Source organism: Bacteroidota bacterium, from assembly GCA_041658205.1.
Taxonomy (GTDB): domain Bacteria; phylum Bacteroidota; class Ignavibacteria; order UBA10030; family UBA8401; genus UBA8401.
Window position 1 is genome coordinate 1031560 of sequence record JBBAAO010000001.1, and the last position, 19106, is coordinate 1050665.

A 19106-nucleotide genomic window follows, 5' to 3' on the forward strand; every position below is an offset into this window, starting at 1 on the left:
CTTACATGAGTCCTATGGTTTCTTCAAATCCGAACATCAGATTCATATTTTGTATTGCCTGTCCTGCGGCGCCTTTTGTAAGGTTATCGATCACAGAATGGAGAATAACCTGCTGATTTCGTTCGTACATCTTCCACCCAATATCACAAAAATTCGTGTTCTGAACATGTTTCAATTCCGGAACAGAACTGCCGATTAAACGGACAAAAGGCGTTTGCGAATAATATTTTTTGTATGCCAATTCAATTTGTTCAAAAGAAATTGTTTCTTTCGATCTGGCAAAAATTGATGAATAAATTCCACGAGTGACTGGAATTAAATGCGGTACAAACGTAACGGTAGATTTCATTCCACCAAAATCGTTCAGAACTGTTTCAATTTCCGGAGTGTGCTGATGAACGCCGACTTTATATGCTTTTACTGACTCATTTGTTTCTGTAAATGACAAATCGATCGATGCACTGCGTCCCGCGCCCGAGACTCCAGATAATGAACTAATGGTGATCCCATTACTCTCGATAAGATCTTCTTTGATCAATGGAAGAAGAGGAAGCAATACACTTGTTACATAACAGCCGGGATTAGCGATTACTTGAGCTGATTGAATATTCTGTCTATTCCATTCAGGCAAGCCATAGATAGCTTTTGAAAGATAGGCAGAAGCCTTATGTTCATGCTTATAATACTTAGTATAGAGCAGTGGATCTTGTAACCGAAAATCTCCGCCAAGATCGATAATTTTTTTCCTTGCGTCAACTAATGCCGGAACAAAATTCATTGCTTCCCCGGAAGGAAGCGCAATAAAAATAAGATCATCATTTAAAACTTTGTCAATCGAATATTCTTCGAAGACAAGATGCCCGACAGCTGTTTGTCGAAACTTGGGATATAACTCTTCAACCCGTTTTCCTGCGGATGAGTTGGCGAATACCCGACTTACCGTACAGTGTGGATGCCGCAGAAGGATCTTTAATAATTCCGCACCGGAATAACCCGATGCGCCGATAATGGAAATTGTCTTTTTCATAGCTGCATAATTATACGGAAAAATGGATAATTATACAAGATCCCGATTATTTTTTTTCAAAAAAAACATCCCACTCGCTTTTTGGAACCCCTGCAAATTTTCCGTATCTTACTTTTAATTCAAACCAAACAAATCTCGATTTTGCACTTGAGCTATTTCGTTACGATACGACAGAACTCGCATAGATCACATAAACAAGTTTGGAATTTGTCCCGCTGTGCGGGATGCCGTAAAGCGGCATCATTTCGAATGTAGGAATTTTAATCAGATGGGCTTTAACTGTGGTATTGTCGGACTTCCCAATGTAGGAAAATCAACTCTCTTTAATGCAATAACCGCTGCCGGTGCTGAGGCAGCCAATTATCCATTCTGCACAATAGAACCAAACGTCGGCGTTGTTTTCGTTGATGATGAACGAATTGATGGGCTTGTAAAGATATATGGATCTCAAAAGATTCTCCCTTCATCCATCGAATTTGTGGATATTGCCGGGTTGGTAAAAGGTGCAAGTAAAGGTGAAGGACTGGGAAATCAGTTTCTTTCACACATTCGTGATACGGATGCCATTGCTCATGTTGTCCGGTGTTTTGATGACCCGAATATTATTCATGTGGATGGCAGTGTGAATCCCCAAAGGGATATCGAAGTGATTGAAACTGAATTGATAATCAAAGACATGGATACGATTGAAAAGAAGGTCCGCGATGCGGAACATCGAGCAAAGAATGACAAGAAAGCGCGCCCCGAAGCCGACTTCTATAATAAAGTGAAAGATCACCTTGCGACCGGCAGACTTGCGCGTTATGTGCAGGTGCATAATGATGAAGAAAAAATGTTTTTGCGTGACATGCATTTGCTAACCAACAAACCGGTGATGTATGTTTGCAATGTTCACGAAAAAGAGATTTCAACAGGGAACAAATATGTTGAAGAGGTAAAGAAGATTGCGGCAATTGAAGGAGCTAAAGTTGTTATTGTGAGCGCTGCAGTGGAGGCGGAGGTTGCTGAACTTCCGAAGGAAGAACGTGCCGGGTTTTTAGTCGGTCTTGGATTAAAAGAATCAGGCCTGCAACAGGTGGTGCGCGAAGGAATGGATCTGTTGGGATTAATCACATTCTTTACAGCCGGTCCAAAAGAAGTTCACGCTTGGACGCTCCGCAAAGGTGCGATGGCACCGGAAGCAGCCGGCGTTATCCACACAGATTTTGAAAAAGGATTTATCCGTGCTGAAATTATCAAATGCGAAGATATTTTTCGGCTGAAGACGGAAGCGGCAGTGAAAGAGAATGGATTGCTCCATGTTGAAGGGCGTGATTACGTTATGGAAGATGGAGATGTTTGTCACTTCAGATTCAACGTTTAAAACATTGAAGCATTTATTCATTAATCGATTGGAACATTTGAATGATTCAATGATTTAAAGAACCGATGATTCAATAACGTAATCTTTATTACAATGAAATTTTGTCCGAACTGTAAAGTAGAGTATACTGACGAAGCCTTGTTTTGCTCAGACTGCAATATTTTGCTCGTGGATACACTACCTGTTCCTGCGCCGATGAATCAATGTGACAATTGCGGTGGAGAAGTAGATCTTGATTCTGACTACTGCCCTCAATGTGGAACGCTCTACGCAGAAGATCAATATTCCTGCACAAATCATCCCACCGGCATTGCAGTAGGAGTCTGTGTTGTCTGCCAAAAATTGTTTTGCATTGAATGTCTTACAGTGAAGAAAAAGAGACATTATTGTGATGAACATATCGGAATAGAAGCATCGGAAGGATGGACTGTGATTTTTTCCTCTCACGATTATTATGAGGCGGAGATGATTCGGGGACGATTGCAGAGTGCCGGAATCACAGCGCATTCAACAAACACCACAAATATTGGTGTTCTCGCCGATGGGTTTATGGACAATGCTCTTGGCCGAACGATTTTTAAGTATCCGATTAAAGTGTTTGTACCTGCCGATCAATATCTCTCTGCTCAGAACATCCTCGCAGAAAATAATCCGCCTGATGAAACAAACGATTAAATTTGGAAATGATGGGTGGCGCGCACTTGTTGGAGAACATTTCAACGAAGAGAATCTCTTTCGTGTAGCCGAAGCATTTGTCCGATATCTTCAATCGGAAAATCTATCATCAAAACCTGTAGCGGTCGGATTTGATGGACGCGTTCTTTCCCGACAGTACGCTGAATTGTTCGCCAGTATTCTTTCCGCCCATAATATCAAGGCAATTCTTTCTGAAAATATTGTCCCTACACCCATACTATCCTTTAGTGTAAAACATCACCATTGTGGCGCGGGCATCGTACTTACGGCAAGTCACAATCCTCCTTCATACAATGGCGTAAAATTTAAAGCGGAATATGGCGGTCCGTTCACGGTTGAGGAGACAAGAAAAGTTGCAGCATTTCTCAGGGATGAATCCGAAAAACTACACACCACAGAAAATATTTCTCGGAAAAACTTTTACCCGGATTATTTTGAACACCTTACATCGGTGATTGATTTCACTCTTTTGCGGGAATATGCTTTGAATCCAAAGAACAATCCCAGTGTGATGATCGATTCGATGGGTGGCGCTGGTCAAACAATTCTTGAAGATATTCTTGTCGGGCTTGGCTGGCGTGCGCAGACAATCTTCGGATCCCCTGAACCAAATTTTTATGACCGTTGTCCGGAACCGATCGAAAAAAATCTTGAACCGCTATTTTATAATGTAAGCGTTACAGACGCAATCATAGGCATCGCGACTGATGGAGATGCAGACCGGTGTGCCATTAGTTTTCCTGATGGAAAATGGGTGTCAGTCCAACAGACAATCCTTTTATTACTTTGGCATGTCTATCACTATAAAAACCTGCGCGGTGCGGTCATTAAATCTGTTCCCGTAACGGATAAAGTGCGCATGCTGGCTGAGCGATGGAATTTGCCGTTCTTTGATGTGAATGTCAGTTTTCAAAACATCACAGACATAATGATGAAAACTGATTTTCTGATCGGTGTTGAAGAGAGTGCCGGGTTCGGCATTAAAGGACATTTGCCGGAGCGCGATGGAATTTTATCCGGATTATTGTTTTGTGAGCTGCTGGCAATGAGTGGTAAATCACTGTACGAACTCTGGGAAGAAGTGAAAGGTATCGTCGGAGAGCTGCATTACAAAAGAATTGATATCGCAGCAGGTTCGTCAAACAGAGAAGAAATGCTACATCACTGCGAACATTTTCATCCTTCAAAAAATCTTGAAGAATTTTTTATAGAAAAGGTTCGCAAACTATATGATAAAGAGATCTTAAATGGAATTAAATTTTTATTTGGAGATTCGCGCTGGCTGTTAATCCGAGCTTCGCAGACCGAACCGATAGTGAGGATCTATGCAGAGGGAAGAACAGAAGATGAACTGTTGAGATTATTAGAAGAAGGGAAGAAGTTAATCGATTACTAGAAGTGTGTTATTCTAAAGATGACCGTCACTTTTTAAGTGACAGTCATCTTTTTTTACGCTGCTTTTGTTCGTGTAATGGTTCGTTTGATATCGTAGAGTGTTCCCCGCTGTGCTGCATCAAAACCGGATTCGTGAATCAATTGGATACATTCTTCGGTGTTGGTCTTATTCACGAAATTTGCTGCCGCATGAACATTCTCTTCGAGAAGCGTCCCGCCAAAATCATCGGCACCGAAATGAAGCGCAATCTGCCCTGTCTTTTTCCCTTCGCTGAACCATGATGCCTGGATGTGATCAAAATTATCAAGATAGATTCTTGAGAAAGCAATTATTTCCAAATAGCGTTTTGGTGTTGCATACGTCGGAATTATTTTTTCCAACGGAGTATTTCCCGGTTTGAAACTCCACGGAACAAATGCTGTGAATCCATGGAGTTCATCCTGTAGTTGACGAACAACTTCCAGATGTTCGATGATATCTTCATCCTTTTCCAGATGACCGTACATCATTGTTGCAGTTGATTTGAAACCAACATTATGCGCTGTACGCATCACATTCAGCCAATCCTCAGAAGTTCCTTTTTTGCTGCTGATCTTTTTCTTAACTCGGTCAGAAAGGATTTCAGCACCACCGCCTGGAATGGAGCGTTGCCCTGCATCCCATAATCGTTGCAACACTTGAGTCAGAGTTAATCCAGACACTCGAGCCATTTCAATTATTTCGGATGTGGAATAAAAATGAGGGTACACTTCCGGAACTTCTTTCACCGTTCGCTCTACCATCTCCACATAATATTCAAACGGCAGAGCAGGGTTCACTCCCCCCTGAAGAAGAATCGTCGTGATCCCTTTCTTGGCAGAGTCTTTAAATTTTTCCAGCATCTGATCTACCGTATAGGTGTAAACTCCTTCTTCACCGGGGTGACGATAGAACGCGCAGAAGATACAATCTACAGTACAGACATTGGTATAATTTGGATTTGAATCAAGGACGAACGTCACTTGAGGATCGGGATTCTTTTTGAAACGAATCTGATTTGCAAGATCTCCAAGTTCCAACAATTGTCCATTACGAAGGAGGAATAATCCTTCTTCACGGTTGATGCGTTTGCCGTCACGAACTTTTGAATAAATTTCAGTGAGAGTCATAGTAAAAATTAAAAACCCTGTCAAGAGGCAGAATCTTGACAGGGTATAAGGTAAAAAATTAAAATGTAACTGTGTATCCAGCTGCTTTAAGGTCTTTAATAAGACTGAAACTAATCTCTTCTAACTTCACGACAATTTCTTTATAGATAATACCGGGAATTCCTTTTGGTGGTGCATCATCTTTTTTATGGATGCAGCATACACGGTGCGATCCTACTTTGCCGATGAGATATCCTAATTCAAACATCGCACTGTTGATGTCATCCGGATTGTAAAGATAATATGCATATTTTACTGTCGGGTATTGTTCTAAGAATCCCACGATTGCATCAGGAGCCGTTCCCCGTTGGAACATTATTCCTTCAATTCCCATTTCCTTCAACAAATTTGTTAACTGATTCTGCAATTCAGAAGTTGACGACGAAAGCACTAACACCTGTTTACTTGAAGACGATGTAACCGGTTGTGCAACAGGAGCAGCGGCTGCTGGAGATGCAGGTGCTGCTTTGGGCGGTTCAGGTTTTGGCGTTGCTGCCGGAACGGGCTGCGGTACTGCTTTCGGCACAGCGGGTTCTGGTTTTGGAGGAGCTGCAGCCACCGGAGCGGGTTTCGGTGGCGGAGCTTGTGCAGTATTTTTTTTGTATTCTGCTTCTGCAACGGGTAAAGAGAGTTTCACTGTTTCAAGAATCAACTGTGCGGAATTTTGGTAAAAATATGCACCGTTCTCATCCTTCGTGATTTTTTCTCTGAATGGAGTTGCTTTCTCACCAATCTTTGTGATAGTATCAAGACAAGACTTACGCCACATTAAGTACTGGCTTTGCATCTTAGCGTTATATCCGGAAAATTCGTGTCCACCTTCCGGAGCCAATTTTTCGCCTTGTTGAATTAACTCTTGAAGTTTCGTAACGGTCTGTTGATCCATTGTCTCAATATGTTTTAGATTGGCTAAGTTACGAAATTACTTGAACTTCTTCAATAAGTTTTTTGAATATGTTCATTGCAGTTTTTTCTCGTTCACCGAGTCGATAGTTAAATCCTTCAAGAAATTCTGATGTTTCAGACTTTGTTAATGCTATCGCTTGTCCGTGTATTTGGCCGATTGTTTCGAGCTGGCTTTCACCTTTTTCAAGTGATTGTTGAATGATTTCCTGCAGTTCCGAAATTTTTTCGGCGGAAAGTGACTTCTTATGCGCCCAAACTGCAAAAACGAATGGCAGCTTTTGCCATTCGTACCATTCCTTGGCAAGATCGAAAACAAGGTCAAATCCTAGTAATCCGGTTTTATTTGCCTTTAAGGCCTCGTCACCGATTAATAAAATTGCATCAAACTGTGAATAATCGTTAACACTGGCGTGCATTCTGGTAAAAGTCGCTTTAACGTTGTATTTTTTCTCTAACAATACTTGTAATAATCGAATAGATGTTGCAGTATCATCAATAATACCGATCTGTTTTCCTTTTAATCCCTGCCATCCTTCTTTTGAGAAGAGCATAACACTTTTTACTTGATCGCGGGTGGCAATGCAAAAATTCATGGCCTGTAGTTTGTCTTCCTGAGAAAAATAATCCATCAACGAAAACAAACCTGCATCAATCTGGTCTTTTTGCGAAAGTTGACCCATACGTCTTGGAACGATCGGAAGCATTTTAAACTGGCGTTGTTCGAAGTGTTCATAGAATGGGACAGAATTGAGGTATGGAATCTTACCGATAACATTTTCCGTATTCACATTCAACGCATTGTAATAGACATCCCGTTCAATAGGAATTTTTCCGGCGTCATTAATGATCTTGATCAGTTTATCTTTTGCCATCGTCATAGGACTGATGGCACCGGCATCGTGTGCAATTTTTTCACCACCGACCGTTCCATCCATATCGTCTGCTCCAAAATTCAGCGCCACCGATGCAACTTCTTCCGTTAACATCACCCAGTATGCTTTGATGTGTGGAAAGTTATCCAGCATCAGTCGCGAAATGGCAATTGTTTTCAAATCTTCAACAGCAGAAGTAAAATTGTTCTTTGGTTTAATTCCGGTGTCGCCGGGTTGAAACGCCAGCGGAATGAACGAAAGGAATCCATGCGTTTCATCCTGCGCATCGCGCAGTTTTGTCATATGCGTAACGCGTTCTTCGTATGTTTCGATATGTCCATACAAAAGAGTGGCGTTTGAAGGGATTCCCATTTTATGCGCAGTTTTATGGACTTCAAACCATGTTTTTGCACCAATCTTTTGATTGAATAATAATTTCCGAACACGTTCCGAAAACACTTCCGCACCGCCGCCCGGCATTGTGCGCAAACCGACCGCATATAATTGTTTTAACACTTCTTCAATCGGCATTTTAAATTTTTTATGGAAGAAATCAATCTCCACCGCCGTGAATGCTTTCACATCAACCTGAGGAAAATTCTTTTTAATATCTCGAACCATACCAAGATAATATTCCCACGGCCAGTCAGGATGTAAACCGCCGGTGATATGAACTTCATGAACATCAGAGTTGAGCTTAGAAAGAATCTCTTCGATTGTCATTTCATATGCATTATGCGACCCTTGTTTCACGGCAAAGTCGCAGAACTTGCATGAGAGTACGCAAATGTTTGTCGGTTCAATTTTTTGATTGACAACATAATACACGGCATCGCCGCTTTTCATTTGTTGTACAGCATGAGCCATCTTGCCGATGGAAATCAAGTCCTGTGAAGCGAACATGGTTAATCCATCATCAAGCGAAAGGCGTTTTCCTTGTTGAACTTTATCCCAAATAGGGAATAGATTTTTGTCTCTGAAATGTATTGTCGTATTCATGATAATCGATTAGTAAATAAAATTATCTCCAGTAACTGTCCCATCGTTCGTCCACTTTCTTTATGATACTTTCATCCATTGATAACGGATTGGGATAACCGGTTTTCCATGTGGCATCGATCCCAAGGATACCTTTATAAATGGGGGAGATGCCGATCAATTTTTGTTCCGTAAAAATAATATCTCGTTCACAGTCGAAACGTGTGAAAACGCCCCAAATGTAACTCTCTTGTTCGTTAATATCCACGTCGAAACTAACTGTCGCCGCCATCTTCACCCCGAGAAGTTCAGGATGTTTCACAATTTTTTTAATAACAGCGTCACCATCTTTTTTCACTTTCACCAGAAGAAAAGCACCTTCAATCAAACGAGCGTCAATAATTCTTCTATCATAAGAAGAAAGAGATTTTACCACGTCGTTTAATTTTTTCACATTAATTTTTTGTTTCGGCTTTTTCTTCTGAGTCGCATCGATAATCATCTTGCTGCCGAGATTCATTTTGAACGATGTAAAATCGAGCGTATCAAGAGGTACCTTTGGGATCATGATAAAATCAAAATGCGGATCGAAATTCTCATGGATTGCTTTAAGTACCTCATTAAAATTTCGGACATCCACTTGTTCTGAAACAGTGATCAGACATTTTGTGAGTGAAAGCTGTCCTGTTCCCATTAAACCAAGCGCTGCTTTCATTGCTTCTTTTTGATATCGTTCATTGACAGAAACTACTAACAGATTGTGGAAACCTGCTTCATAATATGCCCAGATATTTTTCACTTCATGGTGAATCAGTCGTGCGAGCGGTGCAAGAATTTGTTGTGTAGCGTCTCCGATGAATTTATCTTCCATCGGAGGAATTCCGACGATTGTTGCTGGATAAATCGGATCTTTTCTGCGCGTGGCAGTTTGAATATGGAACACAGGGAATTCAGCGGCATTGGAATAATGTCCGAAATGATCTCCAAATGGTCCTTCTAAACGGCGTTCGTGTGGTTTTACAATTCCTTCAAAAATAAATTCTGCATTGGCAGGGACTGCTATGTTTAATGAACGTGCATTAACAAATTCTGTCGGTTTGCCGCGCAAGAAACCAGCAAACATTGCTTCATCAATTCCTTCCGGGAGTGCTGCAACTGTTGCCAAGAGCAACGCTGGATCGCTTCCAATAACAAGTGCTACTTCCAAGGGTTGATTTAATTTTTCAGCGGAGTGATAATGATAACCGCCTCCTTTGCCGATCTGCCAGTGCATCCCCGTGGTTTGATCGTCAAATTTTTGAATGCGGTACATTCCAATATTTCTTTTCCCTGTTTTCGGATCGTACGTAATTACTTGCGGCAATGTCACAAAACGCCCACCGTCTTCCGGCCATGTTTTTAAGATGGGAAGTGCGGAGAGATTTGGTTTTTCAATTACAGCCTGTGAACGAGCGATGGTAACATTTTTTGGTCTGGCATTATATAATCTGCGAATCATTGCGGATTCTTCTAGCAGGATTTTCGGAGAGGGGGGCATCAATTTTTCGGCAAACGAGATCAATTGTTCGCCGAGTTCATCCGGATGTTTTCCCAATGCCAATTCAATTCGCCGTTCGTTTGCGAGCATATTAATGACAAGAGGAAAATCTGCCCCTTTCACATGTTCGAACAGCAAGGCCGGCTTCCCCAATTTTAGAGCGCGTGTTGCAATTTCGGTAATCTCCAATTCCGGATCGACTTCGACTTTTACGCGATGAAGTTCGCCGTTCTTTTCGAGATGTTTTACAAAATCTTGTAGATTATCAAACATAAATTATTCTAATTCCTCAGCTCTCCAGCCGTTGCCTCTTTTTTCGCCAATCACTCCGAGAACTTTATCAGTGAAAGCGCCAATATATTCATCGACGTTTTTTGGAACAAAATAGAGCGGAGGAGAGATCGGCATGATAATGGCGCCGTACGATGAAAGTTTTGCGCATTGTTCAAGGGTAAGCGTGGACATCGGTGTTTCACGGACGCAAATAACAAGTTTATACCGTTCTTTCAAGGCAACTTGTGCTGTTCGGGTGATTAATGTATCGCCGATTCCGGATGCGATTTTGCCTAAAGTCGATGTAGAACAGGGGAGAATTACAAACGCATCAAAGTAATTAGATCCGGATGCTATTGGTGCTGTGAGATCTTTGTCGTCAAATTGTTTCTTTACATAGGGAAGAAGTTCAGTTTCTTCCATCTTCAATTCGTCTTTCAGCAGTACTTTTCCCCATTTGCTCACGACCAGAAATTTTTCAGAAATAGATTTCTTTAAAAAATCTAAAGCATAAACTGCCCCCGAACTGCCTGTGATGCCCAAAATTATTTTCATCGGTAAATCCTAAATTCTATATACTGACAAGTATCATTATGAGAATACTGAATCCCACAATAATATTGATCTTAAAAAATGCCAATTCTACATCTTCTGCTTTGTGTTGTTCTAGCCAAAGGAGGAATCCGCTCAGCAGCAAAAACGGGACTGCAATTAATGCCTTTAACGAAATCAGTACCAGAGCGACAAGAACGACGAATGCCAATATGTGCAACAAGCCGGAAATTTGCAATGCTCGTATCTTTCCAAAACGGGATGGAAAGGAAAATAAACCGGCTTTTTTGTCGAATTCTTCATCAAGTGTAGAATAAATAATGTCAAATCCGGTAGCCCAAAACAGGTTGAAGAGAGGTAAAAGCAATGCTTCACCAAATCTGTCAATTGAACCAGTCACAGCAAAAAATCCGCCGAGAGGTCCCATCGCTAATCCCATTCCCACTCCAAAATGTGCAAGAGGAGTAAAGCGTTTTAAGTATGGGTATATCACAAAGACGATCAACGGAATGGGAGAAAGATAGAAACAAAAATCAGAAATTAATTTTGCGGATATAAGATATAATGCTAAACCCAAAATCAGAACGCCGTAGCTTTCCTTTAAGTTCATCTTTCCACTGGGAAGTTCCCGATTTATTGTGCGGGGATTGTGCCTGTCGATCGAACGGTCAATAATTCTATTCAACGTCATTGCAACCAGTCGGGCACCGACTGCAGCAATAAGGACAAGGATGAGCAATAGTGTTGTCGGTCTTTCTTTTGATGCGAGGAACACACCGCTATAGATCATCGGCAGGGAAAAAAGGGTGTGTTCTATTTTAATAAACGATAAATATTTTTTCAAAAATCAACTCAATCTATTAACAAAAAACCACAGCATTAATCTGTGGCTTCTTAAATTTACCGAAAAAAGAAGGGGGAAGCAATGTAGTATACGCTATTTTGATACGGTTCAAGGATGGTATGCCATCGATCTCAGAAACATTATCCTTTTCTGAAATGGAGGGTGTGTTGAAAACAAATCTGCCCAAAATCCTTCCTTATTATTGATCTTCCTGCCGAGCGGATCGATTACGCAGAAATGAGCAATACTTTTTGGGATGGATTTGGTCGGCTCAGCGCACAGTTCAATTTTAGAGAGCGCACTGGCAAGCGCCAATGGGTTTCTTGTCAACTCCGCACCATTTGCATCCGCGAGATATTCCCGCTGACGCGAAACAGACATTGCTAACATGCGTGCAATAAGTGGGGCAAAAATGATTGTCACGACCCAACCGATAAAAAAAATAATACGGATAATGAATGAACTTCCGGAAATCTTGACGCCGACCCCTTTCCCTAAAAATACCATTTTTCGCATCCATTCTGAAATAAGTAGTATCGCTCCAAATAGTACAGTAACTACTGTCAAAACCTGCGTATCGTTATTTCGAATGTGACTAATCTCGTGAGCGACAACTCCTTGTAATTCTTCCCTGTTAAGGGTAGAAAATAATCCTGTCGTAACGACGATTGTACTTTCGCTGTACAATGTGCCGATGGCAAATGCATTTGGATCATCATCTTCGATTATTGCAACATTTGGCATCTCAATTCCTGCCGCAAGACTCATTTCATTTGTAACATTTTTAAGCAGCGTATATTTTTCCGTTAAATTATCAGATGGAATAGGATTGATTGACCAAACAATTGATTGGGCTCCCCATCGCAAACTCGTAATTGTTAGTACTATAGTGACGATAATGGTAATGGCAGTTCCCCAAGGCATGGCTTTCATAAACGGGGAATCAAGGAATTCAAAAATTTTATAAATATAAATGAAGAGTTTCGGTATAGTTGATCCTGAATGAGTATTTTCATCCATGTATATAAGTAATTGATAATGCCATATGAACATGAAAATCATAAATGTAGCGATGATTCCAATAACCAACTTTATCATAAATGTTTCAAACTCGAAGCCTGAATCGTCCTCTTCTTTGTTTTCATCCCATAACCGCAATGCAATTCTTCCTTGAAGATTTTTAATTAAAGATCCAATCGTCAAAATTAACATTGGCAAAAGAAAAAAGCTTTTAATTGAACTGATCCCAAAATAAAGATCAAATCCTATCCCAAGCGCGAGGAAAATAATAATGAAGAGGAGAATAAAAACAATGGTCATTCTTCTATTGTATGCCTGCTGCTCGTAGAAGTTCCTGGCATTATGAAGAAGTGTATCACTCATTATTTCAAAAAAAGATTCATCAGTATTGATACATCTTCTGTGTTGTGCCGTGGGAGATATCGCTATAGCTTATCATATGCAGATTACTTGACTTTCCGTTGTTATCTATTCTTTCATCGATAAGAAAATGTATATAGAAATAGAGAAAAGGGAAAGGGCAATCTTATTCATCAAAATACATTTTTAGTGTTTGCAGGTGTTTTGCCGATTCTTTGAACTTACTCGGTTTTTTCGTAAATTTGATAAATTAATTTAAAAATAACTGAAGGATTTAATGTACACTATAACTCTTATACCCGGTGATGGAATCGGTCCAAGTATTACAGAAGCAACAGTTCGAGTGGTTGAAGCGACCGGAGTTGATATTCGCTGGGATGAACAATATGCAGGAATGGCGGGAATTGAAAAACATAAAGATCCAATTCCTGAACAAACCATTGCCTCAATTTCCCAAAATAAAGTCGCACTGAAAGGCCCGTTAACAACACAGCTGGGTAAAGGATTTCGCAGCGTCAACGTTGCGATGAGAAAAGAATTCGATCTTTATATCAATCTCCGTCCTGCAAAATCTTTTCAAGGTGTTCCGTCACGTTACAGCGATGTGGATATTGTGATGTTTCGGGAAAACATCGAGGAATTTTATTCCGGTATTGAACATTATATCGATGCACAAAAGAGTGCGGCGGAAACAATTGGAATTATTACCCGTTACGGCAGTGAACGTATTGTTCGGGCGGCGTTTGAATATGCTCGAAAATTTAACCGTAAGAAAGTTTCGATTGTTCATAAAGCAAACATTATGAAGTTTACGGGAGGATTGTTCCTTGAAGTCGCGAAGAAGGTTGCTGAAGAGTTTCCTGACATTCTATGTAATGATGTTATCATCGATAATATGGCAATGCAGCTTGTGTTGAATCCGAATCAATACGATGTTATTGTCACAACAAACTTGTTTGGTGATATTCTTTCTGATCTTTGTTCCGGACTGGTTGGTGGACTTGGTGTGGCTCCGGGTGCAAATATTGGAAAAGATGCAGCGATTTTTGAAGCTGTTCATGGAAGCGCGCCGGATATTGCGGGAAAAGACTTGGCGAATCCCTCAGCATTAATTCTTGCATCGGCTATGATGTTGAACCATTTAGGTGAAACTGTCGCAGCCGAAAAAATCTATAAAGCAATCCGCGAAACACTAATGAATCCAAATGAAGTCACTCGGGATTTAAATCCCAAATCGACTGTAGGAACAAAACAGTTCGCAGAATTTATTGTTCAACATATTAAATCAAATTGAATACTCTATTGTAGGTCGGCATTAATGTTGACCTACAATAACACAAATATGAAACTTGGCAACATCAATATTGATAAACCGCTGATACTCGCTCCCATGGAAGATGTGACGGATATGCCGTTTCGTCTTGTCTGCAAAAAACTCGGTGCAGATATTATGTATACTGAATTTGTCAATTCCGACGGTCTTGTGCGAAACAATAAGAAGACTTTTGAAAAAATGAGGTTTCTGGAAGAGGAACGGACGTTCGGTATACAAATTTATGGTGGTGATGAGAACGCCATGGAAGGGGCGGCAAGACTGGCCGATTCACTCAATCCTGATCTGATCGATATCAATTGTGGATGCTGGGTGAAGCAAGTGGCCGGGCGCGGTGCAGGGGCTGGATTATTGAAAGATCTTCCGAGAATGGAACGGTTGGTTTCTAATGTAGTTAAAGCAACGAACATTCCTGTGACTGTGAAGACGCGATTAGGGTGGGATGAACATTCCGTAAAAATTGTGGAAGTTGCAAAGATGCTCGAGGGTATCGGTGTTCAGGGATTGACAATCCATTGTCGAACACGTTCTCAGGGACATAATGGTGACCCAGACTATTCATGGATTCAGAAAGTGAAACAAGTTGTCTCTATGCCGATTTTCGTCAACGGAAGTTTAGTTGAACCGCGGCAGATTAAAGAAGTGTTTGACGATACAGGGTGTGATGGAGTGATGATCGGAAGGGGCGCTATTGATAATCCGTGGATCTTTGCTGATACGAAACATTATTTTGCAACTGGGGATCTGACTCCGAAAAGAATACTCGCAGAACGAATTGATAAATGTATTGAACTGCTCACGCTCTCTGTAGAACGAAAAGGAGAAAAGAGAGCAGTGATTGAAATGCGAAAATTTTATATCGGATATTTAAAAGGGGAAGCGAACGCCGCAAAACTTCGAAATTATTTAATGCAATTCTATGAAGCGAGTCCAATCATCGATACCCTACTCTCTGTCAAAGAGAAAGGTGTGATCGAAGAAGAAAAATTTCTGCCGGCACACGCAGCGGTTTGAAATATTTCCTCGCCATTTTCTCAAATAGAGAATAGAGAACAGATGAAATTTCTACCGTGAAATTTCTGACTTATTAAAGTTCTAACTTGCACTTTCCTGTAAACTTCCTTATCTAATATGGATTTCGGCATCAACTTTAGGTAATTAATGATTGCATTCTTTGTCGGTTTTATCATCGGTTATGTAACAACAATTCCCATTGGTCCTATTAACCTGGCCGTTGTCATGAAAGCGTTGCGAAACCATACGGCGCAGGCGCTGTTGATCGGAATAGGTTCTGCATTAATGGATGTTGTGTATTGCGCCGCAGCTGTTTTTGGAATTGGTTCCCTAATCTCACATCCTTCTCTTGAACTGGCTTTTCGTGTCTCTACATTCCTCATCTTTTTCATTTACGGATTAAAAACCACATTCGGGAAATTGCCCGAGGCACATTTCCAACCGAGTGAAGAAGATGCTCCCGGATTTAAACGCTATTTTTTATTGGGAATGGCGATGTATTTTTCTAATCCTTCATTCCTTGCGTATTGGATAACGATTGGGGGTATTGTTCATGGATATCATATTATTCAACCCGTATTGCTGGATAATGCATTGTTTGCACTCGGCACAGGTGTCGGAGTTACGGGCTGGTTTTTTACCTTAGTTGAATTGGTCGAAAAACAAAAAATGAAGTTTGAAATCAGCAGAATCAGAAAAGTCACCAGGTTTTTTGGAATGATATTGTTGATAGTCAGTTTAGTGCTTGGCTACAATTTGTTAAAAGAATACGCTATGTAAAATAGTAGTAGCCATCTCAAAAATGAAACTATTGCCATCCTGAGCGGAGCGAAGGATGTGAGCAAGCCATGGATGTTTTTTATTAAGCGCAGCGAAGCTCCGCTGTACGGTTCCGCATTTGGGAATCCTGCAAGGCGGAATCTCAAAAAACGGGAAGTGCCGCACAATACAAAATGATGTCGGCAAATCTGATACTATTTTCAGATTCTCCGCCTTTGGCGGACAGGTTCATCCCGATATCCTTCGCTCCGCTCAGGTCCGAAGGACTCCTTCGGAGATTGCATCGGGATTCAGAATGACCGTGATTTTGTGTCTTTGAGATGGCTTCTAGACATTTACCAATTACACCTTCGTTGTTTGTCAATCATGCTTATGATGAACATGGATAATGCTCAGTAACAAAATTGTTGTTTGTCTATCATGCATGTACGATGCTCAGCTAAATTTTTGAATCCATTGATCGATGGATATTTTTATTTTAAACCGGAGTTGAACAATGATTGAAATTCAAAACCTCGTAAAACAGTATGGTGATAAGAATGCAGTAAATAATCTTTCCTTGTCTGTGGGAAAAGGAGAGATTTTTGGATTTCTTGGTCCGAATGGAGCCGGGAAATCGACCACGGTTAAAATTTTAACCGGGATGGTTTTTCCCACAAGCGGATTGGCGCGGGTTGCGGGGTTTAATATTGTAACGGATCCAATTGAAGTGAAAAAAAGGATCGGCTATGTCCCGGAATCCGGGGCGTTATTTGAGAGTCTAACAGGAAGGGAGTATTTACAGCTTGTTGCTGATCTGCACCACCTGGACGCTGAAATTGCTGAAAAACGAAGTATTGAATTTCTATCATTGTTTGATCTTCAGGAGAGTCAGCATGAACGGATTCAACAATATTCCAAAGGAATGAAGCAGAAAATTTTAATAGCCGCTGCTCTCATGCACAATCCAGACGTGTTGTTTCTTGATGAACCAATGAACGGTTTGGATTCCAATGCCTCGCTGATATTTAAAGAATTGTTGAAAAAACTCTCCGCGCAAGGGAAAACGATTTTCTTTACGTCACATATTCTAGATGTGGTTGAACGGGTTTGTACCCGCATTGCCATTATTAATAATGGATCAATGCTCATCGACGGAACTGCACTTGAAATTTTACAGGCAACGGGAGAGAAATCGCTGGAAGAAGCGTTTGCCAAATTAACCGGTGTGCGTGATGCAAAAGAATCTGCGCAGGAATTTATGAATGCAATGGGGAAACAATGATTCAACAATTATTGACTGCGGTTGGTGTAGATTATCATCAGTGGCGGGTAATGATGCACTATTCACTGCAATCCGCAAACAGAAGTGTAAGATCTCTTGGAGGGCAACAGCCAAAAGATCAAGGGAAAGCTGTCAACAAAGCATTGGTCACGTTTTTCATTATGAATATTATTTTTGGAATTGCTTACAGTATGATGGTGCTTGCGATTCCATCATTGTCGTGGTCGGTGTTTTTTGTTTTTTCAATTATTGCTATTTCCATCGGCATGACCATGTTGGTTGAATTCGGAAGCCTCATCATTTCTCCAGAAGATTATACAGTTCTTTCCTATCAACCGATTTCATCCCGAACATATTTTGCTGTGAAGATATCGTTTACATTCGTCTACGTTTTTCTTACATCGTTATCATTAGGACTTCCAAGCTGCATCATGTTTGCATTCAAAAACTCGAAATCTATCTCCTCGCTGACCTTTCAACCAGGAATAATAATAGCTTCTCTTTTTGCAGTCGTATTGCTCGGTATTTCAGTGTCAATGTTAATGATCCTCTTCTATACGACCATCATGCGGTTTATCAAGCAAACGCATCTCCAAAATATTTTAAGTATGCTCCAAATGATTATGTCGTTTCTGATATTTGGTTCGTATGTTATTCTCCCCAAAATGATGCGGGATCTCGATCTTGGAAATGGAGATATACTGCCAACGTCATTATATTTTCTTCCTCAAAGCTGGTTTGCATCAATTGTTTTTTTGGTGAATGGATCAAGTAATACTGCTACGTATATTGGAGCATTGACAGGGATGTTGATGTTTGTGGCAATCATTCCTATGGCGCTTGGTAAAATTTCACTCTCGTATGCTGAAGATCTTTCCAGAACAGTTTCCGAGTCTCAAACGTCTATAAAAAAGGGGAGCGGTAAAGCAACATCTTCCCTTTGGTTTACGTCGGAATTCGAAACGCGTGCAATGGCCTTATTAGTATGGGGACAGTTTAAGCATGACACACAATTCAGGTTAAGTATTCTTGGGATGCTTCCATTGACGATTTTTTACCTCTTCATGGGATTAAATAGGAGCGATGTTGAATTTGATCCATTCTATTTTACAATGAACGATGTTATGCAATCGGCGTTTCTGTATCTTCCACTTCTTTTTTTACCGACGGTTCTTGTAGAAGGAACCTCGAAATCCCGTTCCTATCTTGCATCGTGGATATTTTTTGCAACACCCGTCAGCAAAGCCGAATTGATATTAGCGATGGAAAAATTATTGTTTCGATTTTACATGCTACCGTATATTCTGTTTCTCGGATCTGTGTTTTTTTTCATTATCCCAAATGGTTTTCATGTTGTGATGCACAGTATCATTTTACTCTTATTCAGTGCTGTGACAATAAAGTTACTCTTTATCATGTATCCGAGAATACCATTTAGTCGTCCGGTTCAGTTCGCGGAAAAAGCGACGATAACAGGGCTCATTATAGGAATTTTACCGTTTATTGTTACAATTGGTTTATTGTTTCTTTTCCCGCTGATATACTCCACCGAAATTTCTTACGGAATATCTATCCTTGTTTTCGTCAGCATATATTTTTGGTTTGACCATGTCTTGAAAAAAAGAGTGATGAAAAAAGTGAACAACGCGGAGTATTTTGGGTAGAAGGGCAGTAGCAAATAAGCTATGCTAGGTGAAGAGTTAA

Annotated in this window: 16 protein-coding genes; 8 read left to right on the forward strand and 8 right to left on the reverse strand. The window is 40.6% G+C overall.

Annotated elements, in window-relative coordinates; translation table 11 throughout:
- Nucleotide 1: 1 nt before the first annotated feature.
- Complete coding sequence (gene argC, locus WDA22_04255) at nucleotides 2-1027, reverse strand: N-acetyl-gamma-glutamyl-phosphate reductase (protein ID MFA5832673.1); 1026 nt, start codon at nucleotides 1025-1027, stop codon at nucleotides 2-4.
- A gap of 268 nt (nucleotides 1028-1295) precedes the next feature.
- Between argC and ychF the strand changes: the two genes are divergently transcribed.
- The 3 genes from ychF (at nucleotide 1296) to WDA22_04270 (ending at nucleotide 4482) form a co-directional block, all read left to right on the forward strand.
- The gene (gene ychF / locus WDA22_04260) at nucleotides 1296-2390 is read left to right on the forward strand and encodes a redox-regulated ATPase YchF (GenBank protein ID MFA5832674.1); all 1095 of its coding nucleotides are present in this window, start codon (nucleotides 1296-1298) and stop codon (nucleotides 2388-2390) included.
- A 93-nt stretch (nucleotides 2391-2483) separates the two neighbouring features.
- Nucleotides 2484-3065, forward strand: coding sequence for a zinc ribbon domain-containing protein (locus WDA22_04265; protein ID MFA5832675.1), 582 nt, complete (start codon nucleotides 2484-2486; stop codon nucleotides 3063-3065).
- A complete protein-coding gene (locus WDA22_04270) occupies nucleotides 3049-4482 on the forward strand; it encodes a phosphoglucomutase (protein MFA5832676.1) in 1434 nt (477 codons plus the stop codon). The genes WDA22_04265 and WDA22_04270 overlap by 17 nt, the downstream gene beginning before the upstream one ends.
- A 53-nt stretch (nucleotides 4483-4535) precedes the next feature.
- Here WDA22_04270 and mqnC read toward each other — a convergent pair whose 3' ends face one another.
- From mqnC to WDA22_04305, 7 genes are all read right to left on the reverse strand, one after another.
- Nucleotides 4536-5630 carry a cyclic dehypoxanthinyl futalosine synthase gene (mqnC, locus tag WDA22_04275; protein MFA5832677.1) on the reverse strand — a complete coding sequence of 365 codons (1095 nt, stop codon included), beginning with the start codon at nucleotides 5628-5630 and terminating at the stop codon, nucleotides 4536-4538.
- Nucleotides 5631-5688: 58 nt separating this feature from the next.
- Nucleotides 5689-6555: a TIR domain-containing protein gene (locus WDA22_04280; GenBank protein MFA5832678.1), complete on the reverse strand. Its 867-nt coding sequence runs from the start codon at nucleotides 6553-6555 to the stop codon at nucleotides 5689-5691.
- Nucleotides 6556-6583: 28 nt separating this feature from the next.
- Nucleotides 6584-8446 carry an aminofutalosine synthase MqnE gene (mqnE, locus tag WDA22_04285; protein ID MFA5832679.1) on the reverse strand — a complete coding sequence of 621 codons (1863 nt, stop codon included), beginning with the start codon at nucleotides 8444-8446 and terminating at the stop codon, nucleotides 6584-6586.
- Nucleotides 8447-8468: 22 nt separating this feature from the next.
- Complete coding sequence (locus WDA22_04290) at nucleotides 8469-10235, reverse strand: menaquinone biosynthesis decarboxylase (GenBank protein ID MFA5832680.1); 1767 nt, start codon at nucleotides 10233-10235, stop codon at nucleotides 8469-8471.
- Between the two features lie 3 nt (nucleotides 10236-10238).
- On the reverse strand, nucleotides 10239-10790 hold the full coding sequence (locus WDA22_04295; GenBank protein MFA5832681.1) for a UbiX family flavin prenyltransferase: 552 nt from the start codon (nucleotides 10788-10790) through the stop codon (nucleotides 10239-10241).
- A gap of 16 nt (nucleotides 10791-10806) precedes the next feature.
- Nucleotides 10807-11631: a UbiA-like polyprenyltransferase gene (locus tag WDA22_04300; GenBank protein MFA5832682.1), complete on the reverse strand. Its 825-nt coding sequence runs from the start codon at nucleotides 11629-11631 to the stop codon at nucleotides 10807-10809.
- A 108-nt stretch (nucleotides 11632-11739) separates the two neighbouring features.
- The gene (locus tag WDA22_04305; protein ID MFA5832683.1) at nucleotides 11740-13014 is read right to left on the reverse strand and encodes a M48 family metallopeptidase; all 1275 of its coding nucleotides are present in this window, start codon (nucleotides 13012-13014) and stop codon (nucleotides 11740-11742) included.
- A 274-nt stretch (nucleotides 13015-13288) separates the two neighbouring features.
- Here WDA22_04305 and WDA22_04310 point away from each other — a divergent pair, with 274 nt between their 5' ends.
- The 5 genes from WDA22_04310 (at nucleotide 13289) to WDA22_04330 (ending at nucleotide 19066) form a co-directional block, all read left to right on the forward strand.
- Nucleotides 13289-14305 carry an isocitrate/isopropylmalate family dehydrogenase gene (locus tag WDA22_04310; GenBank protein ID MFA5832684.1) on the forward strand — a complete coding sequence of 339 codons (1017 nt, stop codon included), beginning with the start codon at nucleotides 13289-13291 and terminating at the stop codon, nucleotides 14303-14305.
- 48 nt (nucleotides 14306-14353) lie between these two features.
- Nucleotides 14354-15358 carry a tRNA dihydrouridine synthase DusB gene (dusB, locus tag WDA22_04315; protein ID MFA5832685.1) on the forward strand — a complete coding sequence of 335 codons (1005 nt, stop codon included), beginning with the start codon at nucleotides 14354-14356 and terminating at the stop codon, nucleotides 15356-15358.
- A gap of 147 nt (nucleotides 15359-15505) precedes the next feature.
- On the forward strand, nucleotides 15506-16138 hold the full coding sequence (locus tag WDA22_04320; protein MFA5832686.1) for a LysE family transporter: 633 nt from the start codon (nucleotides 15506-15508) through the stop codon (nucleotides 16136-16138).
- A 496-nt stretch (nucleotides 16139-16634) separates the two neighbouring features.
- Nucleotides 16635-17402 (forward strand): ABC transporter ATP-binding protein, encoded by a 768-nt coding sequence (locus WDA22_04325; GenBank protein MFA5832687.1) that lies wholly within the window; start codon nucleotides 16635-16637, stop codon nucleotides 17400-17402.
- Nucleotides 17399-19066: a hypothetical protein gene (locus WDA22_04330; protein ID MFA5832688.1), complete on the forward strand. Its 1668-nt coding sequence runs from the start codon at nucleotides 17399-17401 to the stop codon at nucleotides 19064-19066. Before WDA22_04325 ends, WDA22_04330 begins: the two co-directional genes overlap by 4 nt.
- The last annotated feature ends 40 nt before the right edge of the window (nucleotides 19067-19106 follow it).

Excerpts from the sequence above, each read along its gene's own strand:
- argC (MFA5832673.1), bottom strand. The coding sequence starts at position 1,027 with ATGAAAAAGACAATTTCCATTATCGGCGCATCGGGTTATTCCGGTGCG.
- ychF (MFA5832674.1), top strand. The coding sequence starts at position 1,296 with ATGGGCTTTAACTGTGGTATTGTCGGACTTCCCAATGTAGGAAAATCA.
- WDA22_04265 (MFA5832675.1), top strand. The coding sequence starts at position 2,484 with ATGAAATTTTGTCCGAACTGTAAAGTAGAGTATACTGACGAAGCCTTG.
- WDA22_04270 (MFA5832676.1), top strand. The coding sequence starts at position 3,049 with ATGAAACAAACGATTAAATTTGGAAATGATGGGTGGCGCGCACTTGTT.
- mqnC (MFA5832677.1), bottom strand. The coding sequence starts at position 5,630 with ATGACTCTCACTGAAATTTATTCAAAAGTTCGTGACGGCAAACGCATC.
- WDA22_04280 (MFA5832678.1), bottom strand. The coding sequence starts at position 6,555 with ATGGATCAACAGACCGTTACGAAACTTCAAGAGTTAATTCAACAAGGC.
- mqnE (MFA5832679.1), bottom strand. The coding sequence starts at position 8,446 with ATGAATACGACAATACATTTCAGAGACAAAAATCTATTCCCTATTTGG.
- WDA22_04290 (MFA5832680.1), bottom strand. The coding sequence starts at position 10,235 with ATGTTTGATAATCTACAAGATTTTGTAAAACATCTCGAAAAGAACGGC.
- WDA22_04295 (MFA5832681.1), bottom strand. The coding sequence starts at position 10,790 with ATGAAAATAATTTTGGGCATCACAGGCAGTTCGGGGGCAGTTTATGCT.
- WDA22_04305 (MFA5832683.1), bottom strand. The coding sequence starts at position 13,014 with ATGAGTGATACACTTCTTCATAATGCCAGGAACTTCTACGAGCAGCAG.
- WDA22_04310 (MFA5832684.1), top strand. The coding sequence starts at position 13,289 with ATGTACACTATAACTCTTATACCCGGTGATGGAATCGGTCCAAGTATT.
- dusB (MFA5832685.1), top strand. The coding sequence starts at position 14,354 with ATGAAACTTGGCAACATCAATATTGATAAACCGCTGATACTCGCTCCC.
- WDA22_04320 (MFA5832686.1), top strand. The coding sequence starts at position 15,506 with ATGATTGCATTCTTTGTCGGTTTTATCATCGGTTATGTAACAACAATT.
- WDA22_04325 (MFA5832687.1), top strand. The coding sequence starts at position 16,635 with ATGATTGAAATTCAAAACCTCGTAAAACAGTATGGTGATAAGAATGCA.
- WDA22_04330 (MFA5832688.1), top strand. The coding sequence starts at position 17,399 with ATGATTCAACAATTATTGACTGCGGTTGGTGTAGATTATCATCAGTGG.